The following is a 21,045-nucleotide window of genomic DNA, read 5'->3' on the forward strand; positions in this document are numbered from 1 at the left end:
GGGGATGAGTGAATCCCCAGAATCCCCGCAGCCGGCGCCTTCCCCGCGCCCGGTGACCCCCGGCAGCCAGGCCTCCTTCGGCACCTACGGCGGCCGCCCGGTGAGCTTCGTGCGCCGCGGCACCCGGTTGCAGGGCCGACGCCAGGCCGCCTGGGATGAGCATTCGGACCGCTGGGCCGTGGACGTGCCCCGGCACGTCGCCAACACCTCCGTCCACCCGGAGTACGTCTTCGACGCCGAGGAAGAGTTCGGCCGCAAGGCTCCTCTGATCGTGGAGATCGGCTCCGGCCTGGGCGACGCGGTCTGCCACGCGGCCGAACAGAACCCGGGCACCGACTTCCTGGCCGTGGAGGTCTACACCCCCGGCCTGGCAAACACCCTGATCAAGATCAACAGCCGCGGCCTGACCAACGTCCGCGTGGTGGAGGCCAACGCTCCCGAGGTCCTGGCCAGCATGCTGCCGGCCGGCTCCGTCACCGAGCTCTGGGTCTTCTTCCCGGACCCGTGGCACAAGTCGCGGCACCACAAGCGCCGCCTGATCCAGCCGGCGTTCGCGGAACTCGCCGCCCGGGCGCTGAAGCCTGGCGGTATCTTCCGGATCGCCACTGACTGGTCCAACTACGCCGTGCACGTCCGGGAGGTCATGGCCGGCGCCACCGACTTCGAAAACCTGCACGAGGGCGAACGCAGCGGCCCGGAGAGCCCGCTGACCCAGGTCTGGGAATCCGGTGTGGAGTCCGTGGTGGGCGGCGCCCCGGTCAAGGAGGGCCGGGCCCCGGTCAGCACCGAGCACACCGGCCCCAACGAGGGCGTCGACGACGTCGGCGGCTGGGCGCCGCGGTTCGACGGCCGGATCCTGACCAGCTTCGAGAACAAGGCCCACGAGGCCGGCCGGCTGATCTTCGACCTCAGCTACCGGCGCCGCTGATCCGGGCCCATCGCCTGCGGCCGCGGGGGCCGTCCGCATGGCAGGATTACGGCAAAGCTCAACAGTGCAAGAACGGACCAGCAGCATGGAATTGAAAGACGCGGCAGAAGTTGCGGAGGATGTCACCAACTCCCGGCCGCTCGAAATCGCGGCCCGCGCCGGGTTCGCCGTCTCCGGGCTGCTGCACTTCCTGATCGGCCTGGTCGCGATCCGGCTCGCGATGGGCGGCCAGGGCCAGGCGGACGTCAGCGGCGCGGTGGCCGAGATGGCCCAGCAGCCCGTCGGACCGTACCTGCTCTGGAGCGCCTTCACCGCGTGCGTGGCGCTGGCGATCTGGCAGACCAGCGACGCGGTGTTCGACTTCGAGCACCTGGAGACGAAGAAGAAGGTCGCCAAGAAGCTCAAGGCCGCCCTGCAGGCCGTCGTCTACACCGGCTTCGCGCTGACCCTCGCGTCGGTGGCCATGGGCGCGCACGCCGACCACCGCCAATCCACCAGCGACCTGACCCTGCACCTGATGGCCACCCCCGGCGGGACCCTGCTGCTGATCCTGATCGGCGTCGCCGTCGCCGTCACCGGCGTCGTCTACGCCATCCGAGGCTTCCGGAAGTCCTTCGTGAAGTACCTGCGCATGCCCGCCAACGAGCACGCCTCCCTGGCCGTGAAAATCACCGGCATCGCCGGCTACGCGGCCAAGGGCGTGGCGCTGCTGCTGACCGGGATGCTGATCGTGATCGCCACTATCAAGGCGGACCCGGACGAATCGACCGGGCTCGACGGCGGCCTCAAGGCCCTGCGCGATCAGCCGCTGGGCATGTACATGCTCGCCGCCGTCGGCGCCGGACTGATCTGCTACGGCATCTTTATGGCCGTCCGCGCCCGCCTGGCACGGATGTAGCCGGCCCCCGCCCCGGCCCGGGCCCGGACCGCGGGCGCCCGCGGTCCGGGGTCACCGCCGGCTGGCTAAGATGGATCAGATGACCAACTGCCGAAAGTAGTGCCTCCATGCCTTCGAATCCGGATGAGAATGCGGCACTGGCGATCCAGACCCCCGCGATCAACGACCGCTCCCTCGCGGCCGGGCTCGCCTACGCCATGGGGAGCCGCGTCTCCGGGATTTCCTTCGACGCCGCCACCGGGCTGATGCTGGGCAAGGTCCGCGGCGGGTCCCCCGTGCCGTATTCGACGACGGCGAAGCTGGTCCGCAAGGGCGGGGGCTGGAGCTGCACCGTGGGGGTCTGCAGCTGCCCGGTCCGCAAGGACTGCAAGCACGTCGCGGCGCTGCTCTTCGCGGCGGAGGACAACCCGGCCACCCGCGTGCAGCTGCTCGCCCCCGCAGAAACCTCCCGGCTCTCCCGCCAGCCGGCCCCCGTGGACCTGCCGGACTGGGAGCAGGCGCTCAGCCCGCTGCTGTCCCGGCAGGCGTCCACCCAGCCCTCCGCCGGCGTGCCCCTGGCGCTGCAGTTCGAGATCGAGGAGCCGGCACCGCACTTCTCCTACACCGGCCGCCGGGACCCGCTGCGCAGCGTTTGCCAGCTCAAGGCCCGGCCCGTCATCATGGGCGCGAAGGGCAAGTGGATCCGCGGCGACGTCTCGTGGAGCACCCTGAGCTACCTGAACTACCGCCGGGAGTGCAACGAGGCCCACGTGGAGTGGATGCTGGAGTTCCTGGCTTCCCACACCTCCGTGGCGAACCGCCAGCACGCCGGGACCGGGCTCTGGCTGGGCCTGAACACCTACGCCGGCCGGAACCTCTGGAGCCTGCTGGAGGAGGCCCGCAAGATCGGCCTGGCCCTGGTCCACGGTAAGGCGGACGAGCCCGTGCACCTGGCGGCCAGCCCCGCCGCCGTCGGCCTCAACCTCACCCGTTTCGGCACCCCCGCCGGCGCCGACAACGGCACCGGCAGCGCCCCCGGAGCCGGCAATGACGGCGGCGGTCTGGCCCTCGCCCCCACCATCACCGTCGAGGGCACCGAGGTGGACCCCGCGGCGGTGGGCACCATCGGCCGCCCCGCGCACGGCATCTTCGTCACCGGGGACGCGGGAACCCTCCCGGGCCTGGCACCCGAGGGCGCCACGATCACGCTCGCGCCGCTCGAGGCCGGGCTGAGCGAGGAACTGCTGGCGTTCGTCACCGCCGGCACCACGCTGCACATCCCGTCCCGGGACGAGACCCGGTTCCTCACCGGTTTCTACCCGAAGCTGAAGCAGACCGCCCGGGTCACCGCCTCGGACGAGTCGGTGGAGCTGCCGGCACTGGCCGTCCCCACGCTGTCCCTGCTGGCGAACTACGGCGCGGACCACCGGGTCCGGCTGCACTGGGAGTGGCACTACACCTCCGGCACCCTGGTCACCGCCCAGCCGCTCTGGCGCCACCCCGGTGACCACGGCTACCGGGACGACACCGCCGAGGCGCGCATCCTCGAAACCGTGGGACAGCCCTGGGAGGTGGTACCCAAGCTCGGCGAATCCGCCACCGGCGGCTGGGGCACGCCCCGGCTCGCTGACTCCGCCGAGCTCAGCGGCCTGGACACGCTGGCGTTCACCGAGGAGGTCCTCCCCCGGCTGCGCGAGCTGCCCGAGGTCACCGTGGATACCGCCGGAGAGATCGCCGACTACCGCGAGGCGGAGGAGGCCCCGGTGGTCTCCATCTCCACCAAGGCCACCGAGCAGCGGGACTGGTTCGACCTGGGCATCCAGATCTCCCTGGAGGGCCAGCCGGTGTCCTTTGCCGCCGTCTTCTCCGCCCTCGCCGCCGGCCAGACGAAGATGCTGCTGCCCAGCGGCGCATACTTCTCCCTGGACCTGCCCGAGCTGCACCAACTGCGCGCCCTGATCGAGGAGGCCCGGGAGCTGCAGGACAACAAGGACGCCCCGCTTCAGATCAGCCGCTTCCAGGCCGGGCTCTGGGACGAGCTGGCGCAGCTGGGGATCGTGGACGAACAGGCTTCCGCCTGGCGGGATGCCGTCGGCGGCCTGCTGGAGGGCGGCGTTAAGGGCCTGCCGCTGCCGGACACCCTGGACGCGGAGCTGCGGCCCTACCAGCTGGAGGGCTTCAACTGGCTGAGCTTCCTCTACCGCCACGGCTTGGGCGGGGTGCTGGCCGACGACATGGGCCTGGGCAAGACCGTCCAGACGCTCGCGCTGATCTGCGCTGCGAAGATCGCGGCGGCGGAGGCGGCCGCTTCTCCCGGGGCGGAGGACAACGACGGCGACGACGGGGCCTCCGGCGACGCGGCGGGTGGCGCCCCGTTCCTGGTGGTGGCACCCACGTCCGTGGTGGGCAACTGGCTGGCCGAAACCGCCCGGTTTGCCCCCGGCCTGACCGTGCGGGCCATCGGCGAGACCTTCGCCAAGAGCGGCTCCGATCCTGCCGATGCGCTGGCCGGCGCCGACGTCGTTATCACCTCCTACGCGCTCTTCCGCATCGACTACGACGCGTACGCCTCCCGCCGCTGGGCCGGCCTGGTGCTGGACGAGGCGCAGTTCGTGAAGAACCACCAGTCCAAGGCCTACCAGTGCGCCCGGAAGCTGCCCGCGGACTTCAAGCTGGCGGTGACCGGCACGCCGCTGGAGAACAACCTGATGGAGTTCTGGGCGCTGACCTCGATCGTGGCGCCCGGGCTGTTCGCCAGCCCCAAGCGCTTCGCGGAGAACTACCAGCGGCCGGTGGAGAAGAACGGGGACCGGGCACGGCTGGACAAGCTGCGCCGCCGGGTCCGCCCGCTGATGCTGCGCCGCACCAAGGAGCAGGTGATCCGGGACCTGCCGCCCAAGCAGGAACAGATCCTGGAGGTGGTGCTGAATCCGCGGCACCAGAAGGTCTACCAGACCCACCTGCAGCGCGAACGGCAGAAGATCCTGGGCCTGATCGAGGACGTGAACAAGAACCGCTTCACGATCTTCCAGTCCCTCACCCTCCTCCGGCAGCTCAGCCTGGACCCGTCCCTGATCGACCCGTCCCTCTCGGGGATCCGGGCCAGCAAGCTGGACGTGCTCTTCGAACAACTCCAGGACCTCGTGGCGGAGGGCCACCGGGCGCTGATCTTCAGCCAGTTCACCGGGTTCCTCGGCAAGGTCCGGGAGCGGCTGATCGAGGAGAACATCGAGTTCTGCTACCTGGACGGCAGCACCCGGAACCGCGCGGACGTGGTCAGCGAGTTCAAGAACGGCGCGGCCCCGGTGTTCCTGATCAGCCTCAAGGCCGGCGGCTTCGGCCTGAACCTGACCGAGGCGGACTACGTGTTCCTGCTGGACCCGTGGTGGAATCCGGCGTCCGAGGCGCAGGCCGTGGACCGGACGCACCGGATCGGCCAGGCCCGCAACGTGATGGTGTACCGGCTGGTGGCCAAGGACACGATCGAGGAAAAGGTCATGGCCTTGAAGGCGAAGAAGTCCCAGCTGTTCGCCGACGTGGTGGAGGGCGATGCGCTGGCCGGCGGGACGCTGACGGCGGAGGACCTGGCCGGGCTCTTCGACGACTAGCCGGGGCGGGCCTCAGGCGGCGGCCGGAGCGGTGACCCGCCCGGTGGCCAACCGCCGCTGGAACCAGCGGCGAAGCTGCTTGCCCTTGCCCTTCCACCAGCTGTCCTCGTCCGGGTCCGTGTGCCAGCGGAAGATCACCGTCACCAGGACGAAGACACCGCCGGCGGTCTGCGCCCACGCCCCGGATGCCGCGTACACGAGCACGGCCAGGCTCAAAGCCAGGATCGACGGCGGGACCAGGGTCAGGAAGACGGTGTTGGCCAGGTAGCGGCGTTGGGAGCGCGGCACCGAGACGGCCCGGACCATGTCGGTGCAGACGCACACGACGACGATCGTCTGGCCGAAGGTGAGCAACAGCAGGCCGGGCAGGGAGTTGCCGAAGAGGGCCAGGGCGTTCAGTCCGGAGTTCATGGCCGGCCCGCGCTCAGTGCGGACGCCGGCGCCGTTGCGGACGCGCGTCGGGAAATGGTGGTGTCCCGCGGATCACGGGTGTGCTGAATCTTCGGTGCTGCCCCCCGGCGTGTGCACGTGACCGGCCTGCCCGAGGGCGTCGACCGGTGGCGGCAGTGCGCCGCCGAGACCATCTAACCGGGAGGGAAAGCGGCCCGTCAGGGGGTCGCGGTACTCGACTTTGTTTTTTCACCACCCGTCTTTGCGGGCGGCTACTCAGTCCCGCCGGGCGGACTACCTAGGCGGATCAGGAGTTGTCGCGAGGGCGCCAGACGACGAGGGCCTGGGAGCGGGGGCGGGGCCGCTGGCCGCGGGCGAGCGTGACCACATCGCCCGCGGCACCGGCGGCGAAGATCCGGGAATCCAGCGGCTGCCGGCGGCGGCCCAGTTCCTCGGTGAGTTCGGCGACCCGGTGTTGCAGGGCCGCGACCTGGTTCTCCAGCTGCAGGATCCGCTTGATGCCCTCGAGCGAGACGCCTTCCTGGGAAAGCCGCTGCACCTCGCGGAGCATGTTCACGTCCCGCTGCGAGTACCGGCGGGACTTCCCGGGGGCGCGGCTGGGCGAGACGATGCCGAGCCGGTCGTACTGGCGCAGCGTCTGCGGGTGCATGTCCGCCAGCTCAGCGGCGACCGAGATGACGAAGATCGGCTGGTCGAACTCGATGTCCATGGCTGGACCCTACAGCCGGGCCTTGGCTGCCAGGCCCGCGCGGACGTCCTCGCCGGCGGTGGCCGCGGCGAACGCCTTGACGGCGTCCTCGGCCTCCTTGGTCAGCTTCTTGGGGACGGCGACGTCGATGGTGACGAGCAGGTCGCCGGTGGCCTTGCTGTGCTTGACGCCGCGGCCCTTGACCCGGAGCGTCCGGCCGGTGGGGGTTCCCGCGGGAACCCGGACCCGGACCTTGTCGCCGTCGAGCGTCGGAACCTCAATGTCCGCGCCCAGGGCCGCCTCGGGGAAGGTGACCGGGACGTGGATGCGCAGATTGTCGCCGTCGCGGGTGTAGAAATCGTGCGGCTTGACCGAGACGGTGACCATCAGGTCGCCGTTGCCGGCGGGGCCGTACTGGCCCTTGCCGCGGACCCGGACCTTCTGGCCGTCCTTGATGCCGGCGGGGATGCGGACGTCGATGACCTCGCCGTCGGGTTCGCGCAGGCCGATGGTGGTGCCGCGGATGGAACCGGCGAAGGAGATGCTGGTGGAGGCGGTCCGGTCCGCGCCCTTCTGCGGGCCGCGCTGGAAGGACTGGCCACCGCCGAAACCGCCGCCGCCGAACAGGTCGGCGAATTCAGGCGGGATGCCGCCGGCGGTGCTGTAGCCGCCGGAGTGGCGGCCGCCACCGCCGGTGAACAGGCCGCCGAAGAGGTCCTCGAAGCCCGCCCCGCCGCCGGGCTGGCCCGTACCGCCGGGTGCGAACCGCGCGCCGCCGCCCATCGCGCGGATGGCGTCGTACTGCTGGCGCTCGTCGGCGTCGGAGAGCACGGAATAGGCCTCGGAGATGTCCTTGAACTTCTTCTCCGACGCGGTATCCCCGGCATTGGTATCCGGGTGGTGCTGCCGGGCGAGCTTCCGGTAGGCCTTCTTAATGTCGGCGTCGGAAGCGTCCTTGGCGACACCAAGGATCTTGTAAAAGTCCTTGTCGACCCAGTCCTGGCTGGCCACTGGCGTTTCCTTTCAAAAAACAAAGCGTAAGGCGAGATTACCGCGGAGCGCCCAAGCGGATGAGGGGGCCCGGGAGTGGCTTCGGGCCTGCCGGAGCGTGGAGGCAAAGTCCGTCAGGACTTTGCCTCCACGCGTAGGGGCGGGGCCCCCTCATCCGCGAAGGCGCGGTGGTGACACTACGCCGGGACGGACACGATCACCTGGGCGGCGCGCAGGACCCGGTCGCCGGACTTGTAGCCCGAGCGGAGGACCTGGCTGACCGTGTCGGTTTCGACGTCGGCGCCGGGCTGCTGGATGAGGGCCTCGTGGATCGTGGGGTCGAACTCCACGCCGGTCTCATCGATGCGCACCAGACCGTAGGTCTTGAGCGCGTTCTCCAGCTTCGCGGCGATCGCGGCGAACGGGCCGTCGGCCAGGTCGCCGTGCTGCCGGGCGGCGTCGACGTCGTCCAGCACCGGGAGCAGGGAGTTCAGGACGCCGATGACGGCCATCTCCCCTGCTACGGCGCGGTCGCGTTCGACGCGCTTGCGGTAGTTGACGTACTCGGCCTGCAGGCGGCGGAGGTCGTTCTTCAGTTCCTCCGCTTCCCCGGCGTCGACGCCCTGCGCCACGGATTCCGCGGCCGGGACGTCCACGCTGTTGAGGATGTCCTCGGCCTGGGACAGGGCGTCCCCGGATCCGGACTCCGCCGCGGCATGTTCCTGGTCCGGGTGCCGGGCCTGGCCGGTCTTCGGATCAACCTTGCGGTTGTCGTGGACCACCGGCTTCTGGCTCTCGTCCGGGCCCTCGCCGCCGTGCTCTGCTTCGTTACCGTGGTGCGGCATGATTACTTCTTCTCGTCTTCGTCAACGATCTCGGCGTCGACGATGTCCTCGTCGGAAGCCTTCTCGCCGGCCGGGGCACCTTCGGCACCGGCGGCACCCTCAGCGGCACCGGCCTGGGCGTAGATGGCCTCGCCGAGCTTGGTCTGGGAAGCCTGCAGCTTCTCAAACGCGGTCTTGACGGCGGCGTCGTCCGTGCCCTCGAGCGCCTTCTTCAGCTCGTCGACGTCGGCCTGGACCTCGGTCTTGACCTCTTCGGGCAGCTTGTCCGCGTTGTCGGCGATCAGCTTGTCCACGGAGTAGGCGAGCTGCTCGGCGGTGTTGCGGGTGTCGGTCGCCTCGCGGCGGGCCTTGTCCTCGGCTGCGTGCTCCTCGGCGTCACGGACCATGCGGTCGATGTCTTCCTTGGAGAGGCTGGAACCGCCGGTGATGGTCATCGACTGTTCCTTGCCGGTGCCCTTGTCCTTGGCCGAGACGTGGACGATGCCGTTGGCGTCGATGTCGAAGGTGACCTCGACCTGCGGCACACCGCGCGGGGCCGGTGCGATGCCGGTCAGTTCGAACGTGCCCAGCGGCTTGTTGTCGCGGGTGAATTCACGCTCGCCCTGGAAGACCTGGATGGCCACGGACGGCTGGTTGTCATCCGCGGTGGTGAAGGTCTCGGACCGCTTGGTGGGGATGGCGGTGTTGCGCTCGATCAGGTGCGTCATGACGCCGCCCTTGGTTTCGATACCGAGGGAGAGCGGGGTGACGTCGATCAGCAGCACGTCCTTGCGTTCGCCCTTGAGGACGCCGGCCTGCAGGGCAGCGCCGACGGCGACGACCTCGTCCGGGTTGACGCCCTTGTTGGGCTCCTTGCCGCCGGCCAGTTCCTTGACCAGCTCGGAGACGGCGGGCATACGGGTGGAGCCGCCGACGAGCACGATGTGGTCGATGTCGGAGAGCTTGATGCCGGCTTCCTTGATGACGTCGTGGAACGGCTTCTTGGTGCGCTCAAGCAGGTCCTTGGTCAGGTCCTGGAACTTGGCGCGGGTCAGCTGCTCGTCCAGGTGGACCGGGCCGTCGGGGGTGACGGAGAGGTACTGGAGGGAGACGTTGGTGCTGGAGGAGGAGGACAGTTCCTTCTTGGCCTGCTCGGCAGCCTCACGGAGACGCTGCAGGGCGATCTTGTCCTTGGACAGGTCGATGCCCTTGACCTTGAGCTGGTTCAGCAGGTAGTCCACGACGCGCTGGTCCCAGTCGTCGCCGCCTAGGCGGTTGTCACCGGCGGTGGCGCGGACCTGGATGGTGGAGAAGTCGTCCTCGTCCTTGCCAACTTCGAGCAGGGAGACGTCGAAGGTGCCGCCGCCGAGGTCGAAGACGAGGATGAGTTCGTCTTCCTTGCCCTTGTCCAGGCCGTAGGCCAGGGCAGCCGCGGTGGGCTCGTTGACGATGCGCAGGACCTTCAGGCCGGCGATCTCGCCGGCTTCCTTGGTGGCCTGGCGCTCGGCGTCGTTGAAGTAGGCCGGGACGGTGATAACCGCGTCGGTGACCTTTTCGCCCAGGTAGGACTCGGCGTCGTTCTTGAGCTTCATGAGGATACGGGCGGAGATTTCCTGCGCCGTGTACTTCTTGTCATCGATGCTCATCGTCCAGTCGGTGCCCATGTGGCGCTTGACCGACGAGATGGTGCGGTCGATGTTGTTGACGGCCTGGCGCTTGGCGATTTCGCCGACCAGGACCTCGCCGGACTTGGAGAACGCAACGACCGACGGCGTGGTGCGGCCACCCTCGGCGTTGGCAATGACGGTGGGCTCGCCACCTTCGAGAACGGAAACAACGGAGTTGGTGGTTCCGAGGTCAATACCTACTGCTCGTGACATGTGTGGCTTCCTTCTTTCCTTGGAAACGTGCTGCCCCCGGCCATCGGGCGGAGGCCCGGCGACCGGGAGTGAACCCGGCATCGAGCCCGTCGATTGTCGAGGCGCGCCCACTTGTTGAGCGCTCTGCACTCAAGTCTACGCAGGCTCATTCCGATGTCAATCCAAAGTTGAGTCGCTTCCGCTCAACTTTGGCTAACGGTGCGGATTTCAACCGCGCCGGCGGCGCTGAGGTCGGCGGTTTTGTCCCGCCAAACCCCGGGATTCCGCGGATTTCGTCGCCACTGCGATTTCGCCAGTGCGCAGGGCGGGTGCCCCGGCGGTCGTTTCGCTCTGCGAGAACGGTCCCGCCGGGCCCGCTTGAAAAGTCCTTCTGCGCGCCTAGCGTCCGGTTTCGTCGTCGCGACGCTCGTTGTCGCGGGCCGCCTCGCCCGCTGCGCGGTGGCCGGTGGCGCCCGCGGCGCCGTAGTCGCCCTCTTCGTATTCGCCCTCGACGCCGGCGACGGCATCGGGGCCCGTGGCGCCGGCGCGGCCGTAGTCACCCTCGGGGTAGTCGCCTTCCTCGGCGCCGACCGCGGAGCCGGTGGCAACGCCGGCCTTGCCGTAGTCACCCTCGGCGTATTCGCCCTCCGGGGCGCCGGCCGGGTTCTCCCCGGTCACGCCGGCGTTGCCGTAGTCGCCCTCGACGTACTGGCCGGCGTCGGCCTCAAGGCCCGTCTCCTCGGCGGCAGGGGCGGCCGCATCATGCCGCGCTTCTTCTGCTGCCGTTCGATCAAACTCACCGTGATTGTCAGACATGGGTGGATCCCTCCTGCAGGCGTGCGCGCCCGCTCGGGCGCAGGGGCAGTCTATCGAGGGACCCCGGGCGGCGACAGGGCCGTTTCCCTGCGCCGGGGATGCCCCTTAACCAGGCAGCCGCCGCCACGGTTGCCTGGCGGGGGAACCAGGAGCGGTGACGGCGGCTGCGGCCGGGGGGTCTTAGCGGACTCCCGCCTCTGCGGATTCCGGCTCGGGCTGCTGGGAGACCTGGGCTCGTGCCGCACGGTCGGTCTCCGCCCGGCCCAGCTTGCTGGGCCACCAGATCCGGTGGCCCAGGTCGTAGGCCAGGGCCGGGACCAGCAGGGACCGGACCAGGACCGTGTCCAGCAGCACGCCGAACGCCACGATGAAGGCCAGCTGCACCAGGAACATGATGGGGATGACACCCAGGGCGGCGAAGGTGGCGGCCAGGACCACGCCGGCGGAGGTGATCACGCCGCCGGTGACGCCCAGGCCGCGCAGGATGCCGGGCCGGGTGCCGTGCTTGATGGATTCCTCGCGGACCCGGCTCATCAGGAAGATGTTGTAGTCCACGCCCAGGGCCACGAGGAACACGAAACCGAAGAGCGGCACGGTGGCATCCGCCCCGGGGAAGCCGAAGACGTGGTTGAACACGACCGCGGAGACACCCATCGCGGCGCCGTAGGAGAGGACCACCGAGGCCACCAGCAGCACCGGCGCCAGGACGGAGCGGAGCAGCAGCATCAGGATGACCAGGATGACGGCCAGGACCACCGGGATGATGGTGACGAGGTCGCGCTGGGCCGTGGTGTTGGTGTCCAGCGCCGTGGCCGTGACCCCGCCGACGAGCGCGCCGCTGTCGATGGTCTTGAGTTCCTTGCGGAGTTCGACGACGACGTTCTCGGCCTCGTTGGAGTCGGCCGCGTCGTTCAGGATGGCGTTGATCAGGACCCGGCCGTCACGGACCGCCGGTTCGGTGGCGGCACCGGGGGCGCCGGGGATCACCGGGGCCCCGCCGTCGGCCACCAGGTAGGCATCGCCGACGCCGTTGGTGTCCTTGGTCTTGGCCAGCACGTCCTGGGCCTTCGCCTGGTCGGTGACGATCACGGCGGGGCTGCCGCTGCCGGCGTCGAAGTGGCGTGCCAGAGCCTTCTGGCCGTCCACCGCGTTGGAGGCGGAGAGGATGACGGCGGTCTGCGGGACGCCGTTGGCCTTGAGCTGGAGCACGCCCGCCGCGGCGATCACCAGCAGCAGGACCGAGGCCACCCAGACGGTGCGCGGGCGTCGGGAAACCAGCGTGCCGGTGGCCCGCCACAGGCCCTTCTGGCCCTCGAGGCCGGTGACGAATTCCGGCTCGCGCTCCTCCTCGGGGAGCACCTTGGGCCGGAATGGCCAGAACGCGGTGCGGCCGAGGAGCGCCATCATGGCCGGCAGCAGGGTAAGGGCGGCAAAGAGTGAGCAGAGGATGCCCGCGGCCGCCACCGGGCCCAGGGCCTTGTTCGAGTTCAGGTCGGAGAAGAGCAGGCACAGGAGGGCGATGATCACCGTGGCGCCGGAGGCCAGGATCGGCTCCCACGCGGCCTTCCACGCGGTGAGGGCGGCGGCGGTGCGGTTGGTGGTGTGCGTCAGGGCCTCGCGGAACCGTGCCACGTAAAGCAGGGCGTAGTCCGTCGCGGCGCCGATGACCAGAATGGACAGGATGCCCTGGCTCTGGCCGTTGAGCTGGATCCAGCCCAGCTTGGCCATGCCGAAGACCAGCAGGATGGCGGCGCAGAGGGCGAACACGGACGTGAACAGCACCGCGATGGGCAGCAGCAGGGACCGGTAGACCACCAGGAGGATCACGAACACCGCCCCGAGCGCCACGAGCAGGAGGATGCCGTCGATGCCGGCGAAGGCGCTGACCAGGTCAGCCGTGAGGCCCGCCGGGCCCGTGACGAAGGTCTGCATGCCCTCGGGGGCGGAGGCCTTGACCTCGTCGCGGACCTCCTTGATCACGTTCTTGACCTCGTCGGAGGAGGCGATGGGGACAACGAACTGCACGGCCTTCGCGTCCTTGGAGGGGATCGGCCCGATCACGCTGCTGCCGGCCTTGAGCTCCTCCAGCTTGCCCTTGAGTGCGGCGGCCTGGCCGAGCTGGGCGGGGGTGAACGCGGCGTCGCTTTCGATCACGACGACGGCGGGGATCTCCTTGGAGTCGCGGAACTTGGCCTGCCAGTCCTGCGCCTCCGTGGCCTCGGCGCCGGCCGGAAGGAAGGAGGCTTGGTCGTTGGAGGAGACTTCGCTTAGCCGGCCGAAGGTGGGGCCGCCGATGCCGGCGATGGCCAGCCAGGTGACCACCAGCAGGACGGGCACCAGCCAGCGGAGCCAGAACGGTACACGGGTTGAGTTTTGCCGCTTGGTTTTCATGGCGTCCTTCTCTGGGGGCGGTACGGAGTAGACTTCAGTAAATCATAGATTATCTCCATGATGGATATAAGTGTCTGGCTAGATATATTGGTGCGGAATTCTCCCCCGGGATCCGTCGAGCCTCCTGGAGTAAACTCCGTGGGGCGCCAGGTGCGCCGGGGGACGAAACGCAGGAGGAGGTGAGCGGCCAGTGTCAGCAGAGATTCCACCGCAGGGCGGCCCCGGGGAGCCGTCGCCGCTTGTCCGGCTGCTCCAGGAGTTCAGCCTGGAGGCCAACCGCTACGTCGACGCCGCCGGCGCCCGCAACGACATGCACCGGACGGACCTCAACGCCCTGTCCGTGATCATGGAGCACACGGCCAAGAACCAGGTGGTCACGCCCGGGGTGTTGCGCCGGGAACTGCACCTCAGCTCCCCCGCCACCACGGCCCTCATCGACCGGCTGGACCGCTCCGGCCACGTGGTGCGGGAACGCGAGGGCACGGACCGTCGGCAGGTCCAGTTGAGGATGACGGCCAAGGCCTTCGACGACGGCGGCGCCATGTTCCTGCCGCTGGCCCGCCACATGGGGGCAGCAATGGAACGCTTCACCCCGGAGGAACTGGAGGTGGCCACCCGGTTCCTGACCGAGATGATCGCCGCCACGGTCCGGGCAGGCGAGGAAGCGGCCGGAAGCGCGTAGCCTGTGGCCATGAGCGCCGAACAGCCAGAGGATGTCTATACACACGGCCATCACGAATCCGTGGTCCGCGCCCACGCGTCGCGCACGGCGGAGAACTCCGCAGCGTTCATACTCCCGCACCTGACCCCGGGCGTTTCGGTGCTCGACGTCGGCTGCGGCCCGGGCAGTATCACGTGCGACTTTGCCGCACTGGTGGCGCCCGGGGAGGTGACCGGGCTGGACCGCTCGGCCGAGGTGATCGCCCACGCCTCCGCCCTGGCAGCCGAACGCGGCACCGCCAACGCCCGCTTCGTGGCCGGCAACCTCTACGACCTGGACTTCGACGACGAAAGCTTCGACGTCGTCCACGCCCACCAGGTCTTGCAGCACCTCACCGACCCGGTGGCCGCGCTGCGGGAAATGCGCCGGGTGGCCAGGGCCGGGGGCATCGTCGCCGCCCGCGACGCCGATTTCCACGGCATGAGCTGGTACCCGGCCGTCCCGGAACTCGACGAATGGATGGAGCTGTATCAGCGGATAGCCCGTCGGAACGGCGCGGAACCGGACGCGGGGCGGCGGCTGGTGTCCTGGGCGCAGTCTGCCGGCTTCACCGACGTCGCGCCCTCCAGCAGCAACTGGCTCTACGCCACCGGCCAGACCCGGCGTTGGCAGGCCCGGGTGTGGGGCGAACGGGTGCTGCATTCCTCCTTCGCGGAGCAGGCCGTGGAGTACGGCTTCGCCACTCCCGCGGACCTGGCCCGGATCTCCGCGGGCTGGCACCGCTGGGGATCCACCGACGACGGCTGGTTCCTGATCCCCAACGGCGAGATCATCGCCCGCGCCTGAGGTCGCCCGACTCCAGGCAGGCTCACCGCCAGGCACCGAGTCCGTGGCCGAACGACGGCTATCGCATGATCGACAAACTACTAGTCGTGGCCAGGTCTCTGGCGATTAACACCAGCCACCCGTCTCATAACCCTAGGGTTTTGAGGCACTTAGGTTATGCGACACAAGAATCCCGATATGGCGACCGGTTCAGGTGTCCGTAAGGGGATCCCTCAATGGGACGTGTGTGCTGGGAATCCCTTTCAGAGCCGATTGAGGGCGGTCACTTAAGCTGTGCGTGTGAGTATCAGCGCAGCCCAGGCGAGCCGTTTCTACCAAGAGGTCATCCTGCATCAGCGAGTCTGGGGAATTCGCGATTCCGGCGGTTTCCCTGCACCCCGCAATGGAGATGGCGAACGTAGCATGCCGTTCTGGTCGCTCCGAAGCAGAGCCGAGAAAGTGATCAGCAGCATTCCGGCGTACAGCGCGTTCGAAGTAGAGGAAATCCCTGTTGCTGTCTGGCGCACGCGGTGGATTGACGGACTCGACCGAGATGGCATTCTCGTGGGTCTCAACTGGTCGGGCGTTCGCGCAACGGGGTATGATATTCAGCCGCTTGAAATCCGTGCCCGGCTCGAGGCCGGTGGAGGCGCCCCACCAGAACAATGAGATCGGCCCGGTAAAGGATCCCTGAATGGACGCCCCCGGACCGTGCTTGCATCAGGCCTAGCCCATTACAGTTTTGTTGATTTCGGCCAGCCGATGCAGCGAGATTCCGGACGCTTGTTCTCTAACTAGAGGGTGGTCGATGGACGGGTCGAGCTCAATGTAGGGAACCATTCCTGGCGCCCTATTGTGCACGTGCGTCGCGATTGAGGTCGTGGGCGTCTCGTAGGGCAACTCATTGCATAGCCAGCCAAACACCGGGGGCATGGAAGCTCGTGCAGGATCATCCCAATGGTCAGCAATCTTTTGGATGCTTTCCTGGCTGAGGGAGACCCAAGCAGACCAGCTGAAGGCCTCACCGGGGGAATCAATGAGAGGGATCTCAATGTGTCCCCTAAGGAAATAATGCCGTTCTCCTCCGACTTCAAGCACGCATACGTCGCCGCTCAATTCGCCGGCTTTCCGTTCAGTTGCGCTGGCCTGCAGCCAAACGTCCGGAGCTTGGGCTCCGAAAACCGTAGCGAGCCCTCGGTGCGGCTCTCCGCACGTCCCGCAGCGCCATTCGTTCCCGCCCCGGCTACCCATTGATTCCGCCCCCCCGAGATTTCGTGAACACTTTTAGCTTCCCGAAGCCTACCTGCGAAGGAGCCCCCTTCCTCGGCTTCGCTGGAGGATCGTCCACGGGGCTCGTGTCCATCTTGGGGGTTCGCGCACCAGTCGGTACGGCCGTCGCTGTCCCATAAGGGGGCCGCCCGCTAACTGTCCCGTAAGACGGTCCCCTACTGCGACAACCCACCTCTGATCTGCGGCGTTACGGGGTCCCTGCTCAGGGTGTCCCGTATACCCCGCCCGCAAAATTGCCCGGTGAAGGTGCCCTATACGCTACACACTCAACCGTCTCCAAACCCATGGGATACGAGACGTCTCGCCGGTGCCGACCAGTCCCGAAACGGCGATGCCCCTAATTCCGCTGATTCTCAGGAAACTTCCCGGCGCCCGCGATTCTCATAACTACGTCACATAACTGTCTGGGCGAATCGGCGTATCCATTGTTAGTTATGAGACACCTTGTAGTCAGGTAAGGCGAGACTGATCGGCTACTGCGCTTTTCGGCGCGGCCGCAGTCAAGTGACCGGCAACAGGCAGACCGTCTGGCATCCGACGCCCGTCGGGATGACCCTTTAGTCGACCACGGCGTCTCGGGGTCACGCGTCGCCACCTCAGTTGGACCGGGCACTGGACGCGCTGGTCGAGGGCGTCACCCTCGTCTCACCACTCAGGACTGGCACGACGCTCCACCCAGAACATGTTTGCCTTCGCCGACGCACTCCGGACCCGCGGTGCCAGCCGCTGGATCCTGAACCTGCGCGGGAGCGACGTCGATACCTCACCCGTACTCAGTGATGCAGGGTTCGCGGGCCAGCCGGCTTCCTCGGTCATGCTGTACTCGTTGCCCGTATCGGCCCTCCTTGCCTCTGCCTCAGTGCAGTGTTCGCCTCATTACTAAAGCCGGATTCCTCACCAGGCGACTTCGCTCCTTACTGTGGTCAGCGGCCGCAAGGAAGTTCCATGAGAGGCTGACATGAATTGCAGCAACTAGCTGGGGGAAACAATGCTTTCAATCGTCGTGTCCGTGGTCGTATTTGTCGTGCCGGTGGCGGTGATCATCTTTGCCTTGTACTGGATCATCCGTATGGGCGTAAAGCACGGGCTGAGGTCCTACTACGCAGAGCGGAACCAGGAAGCGGAGACCTCCATCTAGGGTCCCTCCCTGAACTGCCGCTTAGTGTGTCTGCGCCCGCGCGAGCGCAGGGCGCGCAGGGAACCCCCAGCCCCTGAGCGGCCGCACCTGCACAGGAACGCCACAGTGTTGCCAAAGTCCTGCCCTATCTGCGCGGGCGAGGCTGGGTTCAGCCGCAAAGGTCGGCTGGCCCGGACCCCGGGCTCCAGAAAAGGAGCAACAAATGGCAAAGATCAACAAAACCACGGCGACCATCATGCTGGCAGCGGTGATCGGCGGCGGCGCGGTCGGCGCCGCCGCGGTTCCTGCAATGGCTGCGGACAGCACCGGATCGACGACCTCGAGCACCTCCACCAGTGGCACTTCATCGGCGGGCGGCTACGGGGCTGCCGGATCGAACGGCGGCCAGCGCGGACCGCACCAGGCGAATGGGAAGACCGAGGAGGTCCTCACCGGCGACACCGCAACCAAGGTGGAGGCAGCGGTCAAGGCAGCCCAGCCGGGTGCGACGATCGACCGGATGGAGACCGACGCCGACGGCGCCACCTACGAGGCCCACATCACGAAGGCCGACGGCACCCACTCGACGGTGCTCCTGGACGGCAACTTCACCGTGACCGGCACCGAAGACATGGGGCAGGGTGGACCGGGTGGCCACGGCGGCCCCGGTGACGGCGACGGCGACGGCGACGGCGGCCAGGGCGGCACGGGTCAGAACGACGCCGGCGCTCCCGCCACCAACGGCTGACGCGGCGGGGTCCCCGGCCGCAGGCCCGGGACCCCGTCCGTCCGGCAGCCGGAGGCTACCGGACGCTACCCGGCCGCCCGGAACCCATTCCCTCCACGCGGATGTGCCGCTAGGGTGCAGGCATTGACCCGATGTGAGGAGAGCGGATGCGCAAGGTAACGGCCGGATTGTTCAGCTCGGTGGACGGAGTGGTGGAGGACCCCTTCCTCTGGCAGTTCGACAGCTTCGACGCGGAACTGGGGGCCGGCATGGGCGAGATGATGGGCCGAATCGACGCCGGGTTGCTGGGCCGGGTTGGCTACCAGCAGTGGGCCGAGTACTGGCCCAACGCCCATGCCGATGACGATTTCGCCGCCTTCATCAACCCACTGCCCAAGTACGTGGCGTCGCGAACCCTCAGCGGGGACCTCGCCTGGCAAAACTCGCAGCTGATCCAGGGCCCGCTGGAGGACTTCGTCAAGGAGCTCAAGCAGGGCGACGGCGGCGACATCGGCGTCTTCAGCAGCATCTCCCTGGTCCGTCAGCTGTTCTTCGCCGGGCTTCTGGACAGCCTGATGCTGATCGTCCACCCGGTGGTGGCCGGCAGCGGCCGGAAGCTCTTCAACGACGGCGACCCGCTCAGCCGGCTGGAACTGCAGTCCTCCGAGCAGACCAGCAAGGGCAACATGATCCTCAGTTACGGGCGCCGGGACTGAACAGCGGCCTGGATGCGGGCGCCGGCAACGGCGAACCGTAAGCTTGGCGGGTGCAATTCTCCCTCTGGCTGGCCCTGGTCGGCGCCGGCGTCCTGATCAGCTTCACGCCCGGCGCGGGCGCCATCAACACCATGAGCAACTCGCTCAACTCCGGTTTCCGGCGCGCCATCTGGGGCATCCTGGGCCAGCAGGCGGCCCTGGTGGTGCACATCCTGATCGTGGCCCTCGGCGTCGGCGTGCTGGTGGCCAGCTCGCCGCTGGCGTTCAACATCATCCGCTACGCGGGCGCCGCGTACCTGGTGTATCTGGGCATCCAGCAGTTCCGGCACAAGCCGGACCTGGACCAGGAGAAAGCCGCGGCCCTGCGCAACGAGCCGGCGCTGTCCATGTTCCGCCGCGGGCTCTGGGTGAACCTGCTGAACCCGAAGGCGATCGTCTTCTTCCTGGCGTTCATGCCGCAGTTCATCCGACCCGACCAGCCGCTGGTGCCGCAATACCTGGTGCTGTCCCTGACCGTGATCGTGATCGACATCCTTGTCATGTGGTTCTTCTTCGCCGCTGCCGCCAAGACCTTCCAGCGGTTCACCCACGACGCACACGGTCAACGGATCCTCAACCGCGTCTTCGGCGTCCTGTTCATGGCCGTCGGCGTGCTGCTGGCCCTCATTCACTAAGGGCCTCCCTACACCGCGCCCTGGGTCAGCTTCCGCAGCTCGGCCTTGCGGATCTTGCCGCTGGCAGTCAGGGGCATCTGGTCCACAAACACCACGGACTTCGGGATCTTGTACCTTGCCAGCTTCCCGTCCAGGTGCGCGCGCAGCTCCTCCTCGGTCAGCCGCGCCCCGTCCCGCAGCGACACCACTGCCTGCGGAACCTCGCCCCACTTCTCGTCGGCCACACCGATCACCGCCACGCTGCCGACGGCGTCGAGCTCGGCGATCACCTGTTCCACCTCGGCCGGGTAGATGTTCTCCCCGCCGGAGATGATCATGTCCTTGAGCCGGTCGGAGATGAAGACGAAGCCGTCGTCGTCCGTGTACCCCATGTCGCCGGACTTGAACCAGCCGTCCGGGGTGTACGACTCGGCCGTGGCCTCGGGCCGGTTCCAGTATTCACGGATGACGTTGGGGCCCTTGATCTGGATCTCCCCCACCGTTCCTGGCGCGGCCGGGCCGGCATCGGGCTCCAGCGGGTCCGCCACCCGGACGTCGGTGAAGAAGTGCGGCAGTCCGGAGGAACCGGCCTTTTCCCGGGACCGTGCCGCCGGCAGCGTGGTGGCGCCCGGGGCGGTCTCGGTCATGCCGTAGCCGTTGGAGAAATGCAATCCGCGCCGTTCGTAGGCGTCCAGGACCCGGAGGGGAACGGCCGAGCCGCCGCAGGTGAGCTTGTTCAGCGAGCCCAGCGCCGTGGCTTCCCAGTCCGGGTGCTCGCAGAGCATCTGGAACGTGGTGGGAACCCCGCTGAGGGTGGTGGCCCGGTGCCGCTGGATCAGTTCCAGCGTCCGGCGCGGGTCGAAGCGGGCCTCCAGGACCACGGTGCCGCCCTTGAGCAGCGTGGGCAGCACGCCCATGTCCAGCGAGGCCACGTGGAACATCGGCGAGATCATCAGGGCCACGTCGGTCGAGGAGAAGTCGAAGTCCACCAGCACGTTGATGCAGTTCCAGGTGATGTTGCCGTGAGTGAGCAGCGCCCCCTTGGGGCTGCCGGTGGTGCCGGAGGTGTAGAGGATCATGGCCCCGTCGTCGAGGGTCACGGGCACGTCCGGCGCCTGGGGAGACCCGGCGGCGAGCGCCTGCTCGTAGTCCTCGACGGCGGCGCCCGCGCCCCCTTCGACGCCCCCGCCCGGTTCGGCGCCGGACACCGCTTCGGTGCCGGCCGCGCCGGTCGTGCCGCCGTCGTCGACCACCAGGCGGGTCCGGACGCCGGTGCCGGCGGCGCCGCGCCCGGCGAGCCCGGCCAGGCTGGCCGCGTGGACCAAGACGGCGGCGCCGCAGTCCTGCAGCTGGAACTGGATCTCCGGTGGGGCCAGGCGGGTGTTCAGCGGGACGAACACGGCACCCAGCAGCCCGGCGGCGAAAAGCGTCTCCAGGAAGGCTGGATCGTTCTCGCCCAGGTAGGCCACGCGGTGGCCTTTGACGACGCCGCGGCGGCCCAAGGCGTCGGCCAGCCGCGCGGCCCGCTCGGCCAGCTGCGCGTACGTCACGTTCCGCTCGCCGGCGATCACGGCGGTTTTGGTGCCCGACTTGGGACTGCGCCGTTGCAGCCATGAGCCGATGCCGAAGTTCTCCACGGCAGGTCCTTTCGAGAGGGGGAGCCG

At 68.3% G+C, this 21,045-nt stretch carries 19 protein-coding genes; 10 read left to right on the plus strand and 9 right to left on the minus strand.

Going from position 1 to position 21,045, the window contains the following annotated elements:
• Positions 1–4: 4 nt before the first annotated feature.
• The 3 genes from trmB (at position 5) to AB0O44_RS03820 (ending at position 5,413) form a co-directional block, all read left to right on the plus strand.
• Complete coding sequence (gene trmB / locus AB0O44_RS03810) at positions 5–928, plus strand: tRNA (guanosine(46)-N7)-methyltransferase TrmB (RefSeq protein ID WP_364134386.1); 924 nt, start codon at positions 5–7, stop codon at positions 926–928.
• 91 nt (positions 929–1,019) lie between these two features.
• Positions 1,020–1,826, plus strand: a complete 807-nt coding sequence (locus AB0O44_RS03815) for a DUF1206 domain-containing protein (RefSeq protein ID WP_290256491.1) — start codon at positions 1,020–1,022, stop codon at positions 1,824–1,826.
• 107 nt (positions 1,827–1,933) lie between these two features.
• Positions 1,934–5,413: an SNF2-related protein gene (locus tag AB0O44_RS03820; protein WP_364134389.1), complete on the plus strand. Its 3,480-nt coding sequence runs from the start codon at positions 1,934–1,936 to the stop codon at positions 5,411–5,413.
• Positions 5,414–5,425: 12 nt separating this feature from the next.
• Here the strand turns inward: AB0O44_RS03820 and AB0O44_RS03825 are convergent, their stop codons facing one another.
• From AB0O44_RS03825 to AB0O44_RS03855, 7 genes are all read right to left on the minus strand, one after another.
• A complete protein-coding gene (locus tag AB0O44_RS03825) occupies positions 5,426–5,824 on the minus strand; it encodes a hypothetical protein (protein ID WP_364134392.1) in 399 nt (132 codons plus the stop codon).
• 286 nt (positions 5,825–6,110) lie between these two features.
• Entirely contained in the window at positions 6,111–6,533 is a 423-nt protein-coding gene (locus tag AB0O44_RS03830; RefSeq protein WP_364134395.1) for a helix-turn-helix transcriptional regulator, read from the minus strand.
• Positions 6,534–6,542: 9 nt separating this feature from the next.
• Positions 6,543–7,523 (minus strand): DnaJ C-terminal domain-containing protein, encoded by a 981-nt coding sequence (locus tag AB0O44_RS03835; protein ID WP_364134398.1) that lies wholly within the window; start codon positions 7,521–7,523, stop codon positions 6,543–6,545.
• Between the two features lie 176 nt (positions 7,524–7,699).
• Complete coding sequence (locus tag AB0O44_RS03840) at positions 7,700–8,347, minus strand: nucleotide exchange factor GrpE (protein ID WP_290256373.1); 648 nt, start codon at positions 8,345–8,347, stop codon at positions 7,700–7,702.
• A gap of 2 nt (positions 8,348–8,349) precedes the next feature.
• Positions 8,350–10,206 carry a molecular chaperone DnaK gene (gene dnaK, locus AB0O44_RS03845; RefSeq protein ID WP_364134401.1) on the minus strand — a complete coding sequence of 619 codons (1,857 nt, stop codon included), beginning with the start codon at positions 10,204–10,206 and terminating at the stop codon, positions 8,350–8,352.
• A 378-nt stretch (positions 10,207–10,584) separates the two neighbouring features.
• A complete protein-coding gene (locus AB0O44_RS03850) occupies positions 10,585–11,001 on the minus strand; it encodes a hypothetical protein (protein WP_364134404.1) in 417 nt (138 codons plus the stop codon).
• A gap of 180 nt (positions 11,002–11,181) precedes the next feature.
• Positions 11,182–13,392, minus strand: coding sequence for an MMPL family transporter (locus AB0O44_RS03855; protein WP_364134407.1), 2,211 nt, complete (start codon positions 13,390–13,392; stop codon positions 11,182–11,184).
• Between the two features lie 190 nt (positions 13,393–13,582).
• On the opposite strand from AB0O44_RS03855, the gene AB0O44_RS03860 reads away from it, so the two are divergent.
• From AB0O44_RS03860 to AB0O44_RS03870, 3 genes are all read left to right on the plus strand, one after another.
• Positions 13,583–14,074, plus strand: a complete 492-nt coding sequence (locus AB0O44_RS03860) for a MarR family transcriptional regulator (RefSeq protein WP_364134410.1) — start codon at positions 13,583–13,585, stop codon at positions 14,072–14,074.
• Between the two features lie 9 nt (positions 14,075–14,083).
• A complete protein-coding gene (locus tag AB0O44_RS03865; protein WP_364134413.1) occupies positions 14,084–14,899 on the plus strand; it encodes a methyltransferase domain-containing protein in 816 nt (271 codons plus the stop codon).
• Between the two features lie 279 nt (positions 14,900–15,178).
• Positions 15,179–15,547 carry a DUF2750 domain-containing protein gene (locus tag AB0O44_RS03870; protein ID WP_364134416.1) on the plus strand — a complete coding sequence of 123 codons (369 nt, stop codon included), beginning with the start codon at positions 15,179–15,181 and terminating at the stop codon, positions 15,545–15,547.
• Between the two features lie 57 nt (positions 15,548–15,604).
• Here the strand turns inward: AB0O44_RS03870 and AB0O44_RS03875 are convergent, their stop codons facing one another.
• Positions 15,605–16,129 carry a DUF2199 domain-containing protein gene (locus AB0O44_RS03875; RefSeq protein WP_364134419.1) on the minus strand — a complete coding sequence of 175 codons (525 nt, stop codon included), beginning with the start codon at positions 16,127–16,129 and terminating at the stop codon, positions 15,605–15,607.
• Between the two features lie 1,027 nt (positions 16,130–17,156).
• On the opposite strand from AB0O44_RS03875, the gene AB0O44_RS03880 reads away from it, so the two are divergent.
• The 4 genes from AB0O44_RS03880 to AB0O44_RS03895 all read left to right on the plus strand — a co-directional run bounded on the left by AB0O44_RS03880 (position 17,157) and on the right by AB0O44_RS03895 (position 19,402).
• Positions 17,157–17,306, plus strand: a complete 150-nt coding sequence (locus AB0O44_RS03880; protein ID WP_364134422.1) for a hypothetical protein — start codon at positions 17,157–17,159, stop codon at positions 17,304–17,306.
• 202 nt (positions 17,307–17,508) lie between these two features.
• The gene (locus AB0O44_RS03885; RefSeq protein WP_364134425.1) at positions 17,509–18,033 is read left to right on the plus strand and encodes a hypothetical protein; all 525 of its coding nucleotides are present in this window, start codon (positions 17,509–17,511) and stop codon (positions 18,031–18,033) included.
• Positions 18,034–18,179: 146 nt separating this feature from the next.
• Entirely contained in the window at positions 18,180–18,728 is a 549-nt protein-coding gene (locus tag AB0O44_RS03890; RefSeq protein ID WP_364134428.1) for a dihydrofolate reductase family protein, read from the plus strand.
• 50 nt (positions 18,729–18,778) lie between these two features.
• Entirely contained in the window at positions 18,779–19,402 is a 624-nt protein-coding gene (locus tag AB0O44_RS03895) for a LysE family transporter (RefSeq protein ID WP_364134431.1), read from the plus strand.
• Between the two features lie 8 nt (positions 19,403–19,410).
• Here AB0O44_RS03895 and AB0O44_RS03900 read toward each other — a convergent pair whose 3' ends face one another.
• The gene (locus tag AB0O44_RS03900; protein WP_364134434.1) at positions 19,411–21,018 is read right to left on the minus strand and encodes a long-chain fatty acid--CoA ligase; all 1,608 of its coding nucleotides are present in this window, start codon (positions 21,016–21,018) and stop codon (positions 19,411–19,413) included.
• Positions 21,019–21,045: the final 27 nt, after the last annotated feature.

The organism is Arthrobacter sp. NPDC080082, from assembly GCF_040686595.1.
GTDB lineage: Bacteria > Actinomycetota > Actinomycetes > Actinomycetales > Micrococcaceae > Arthrobacter.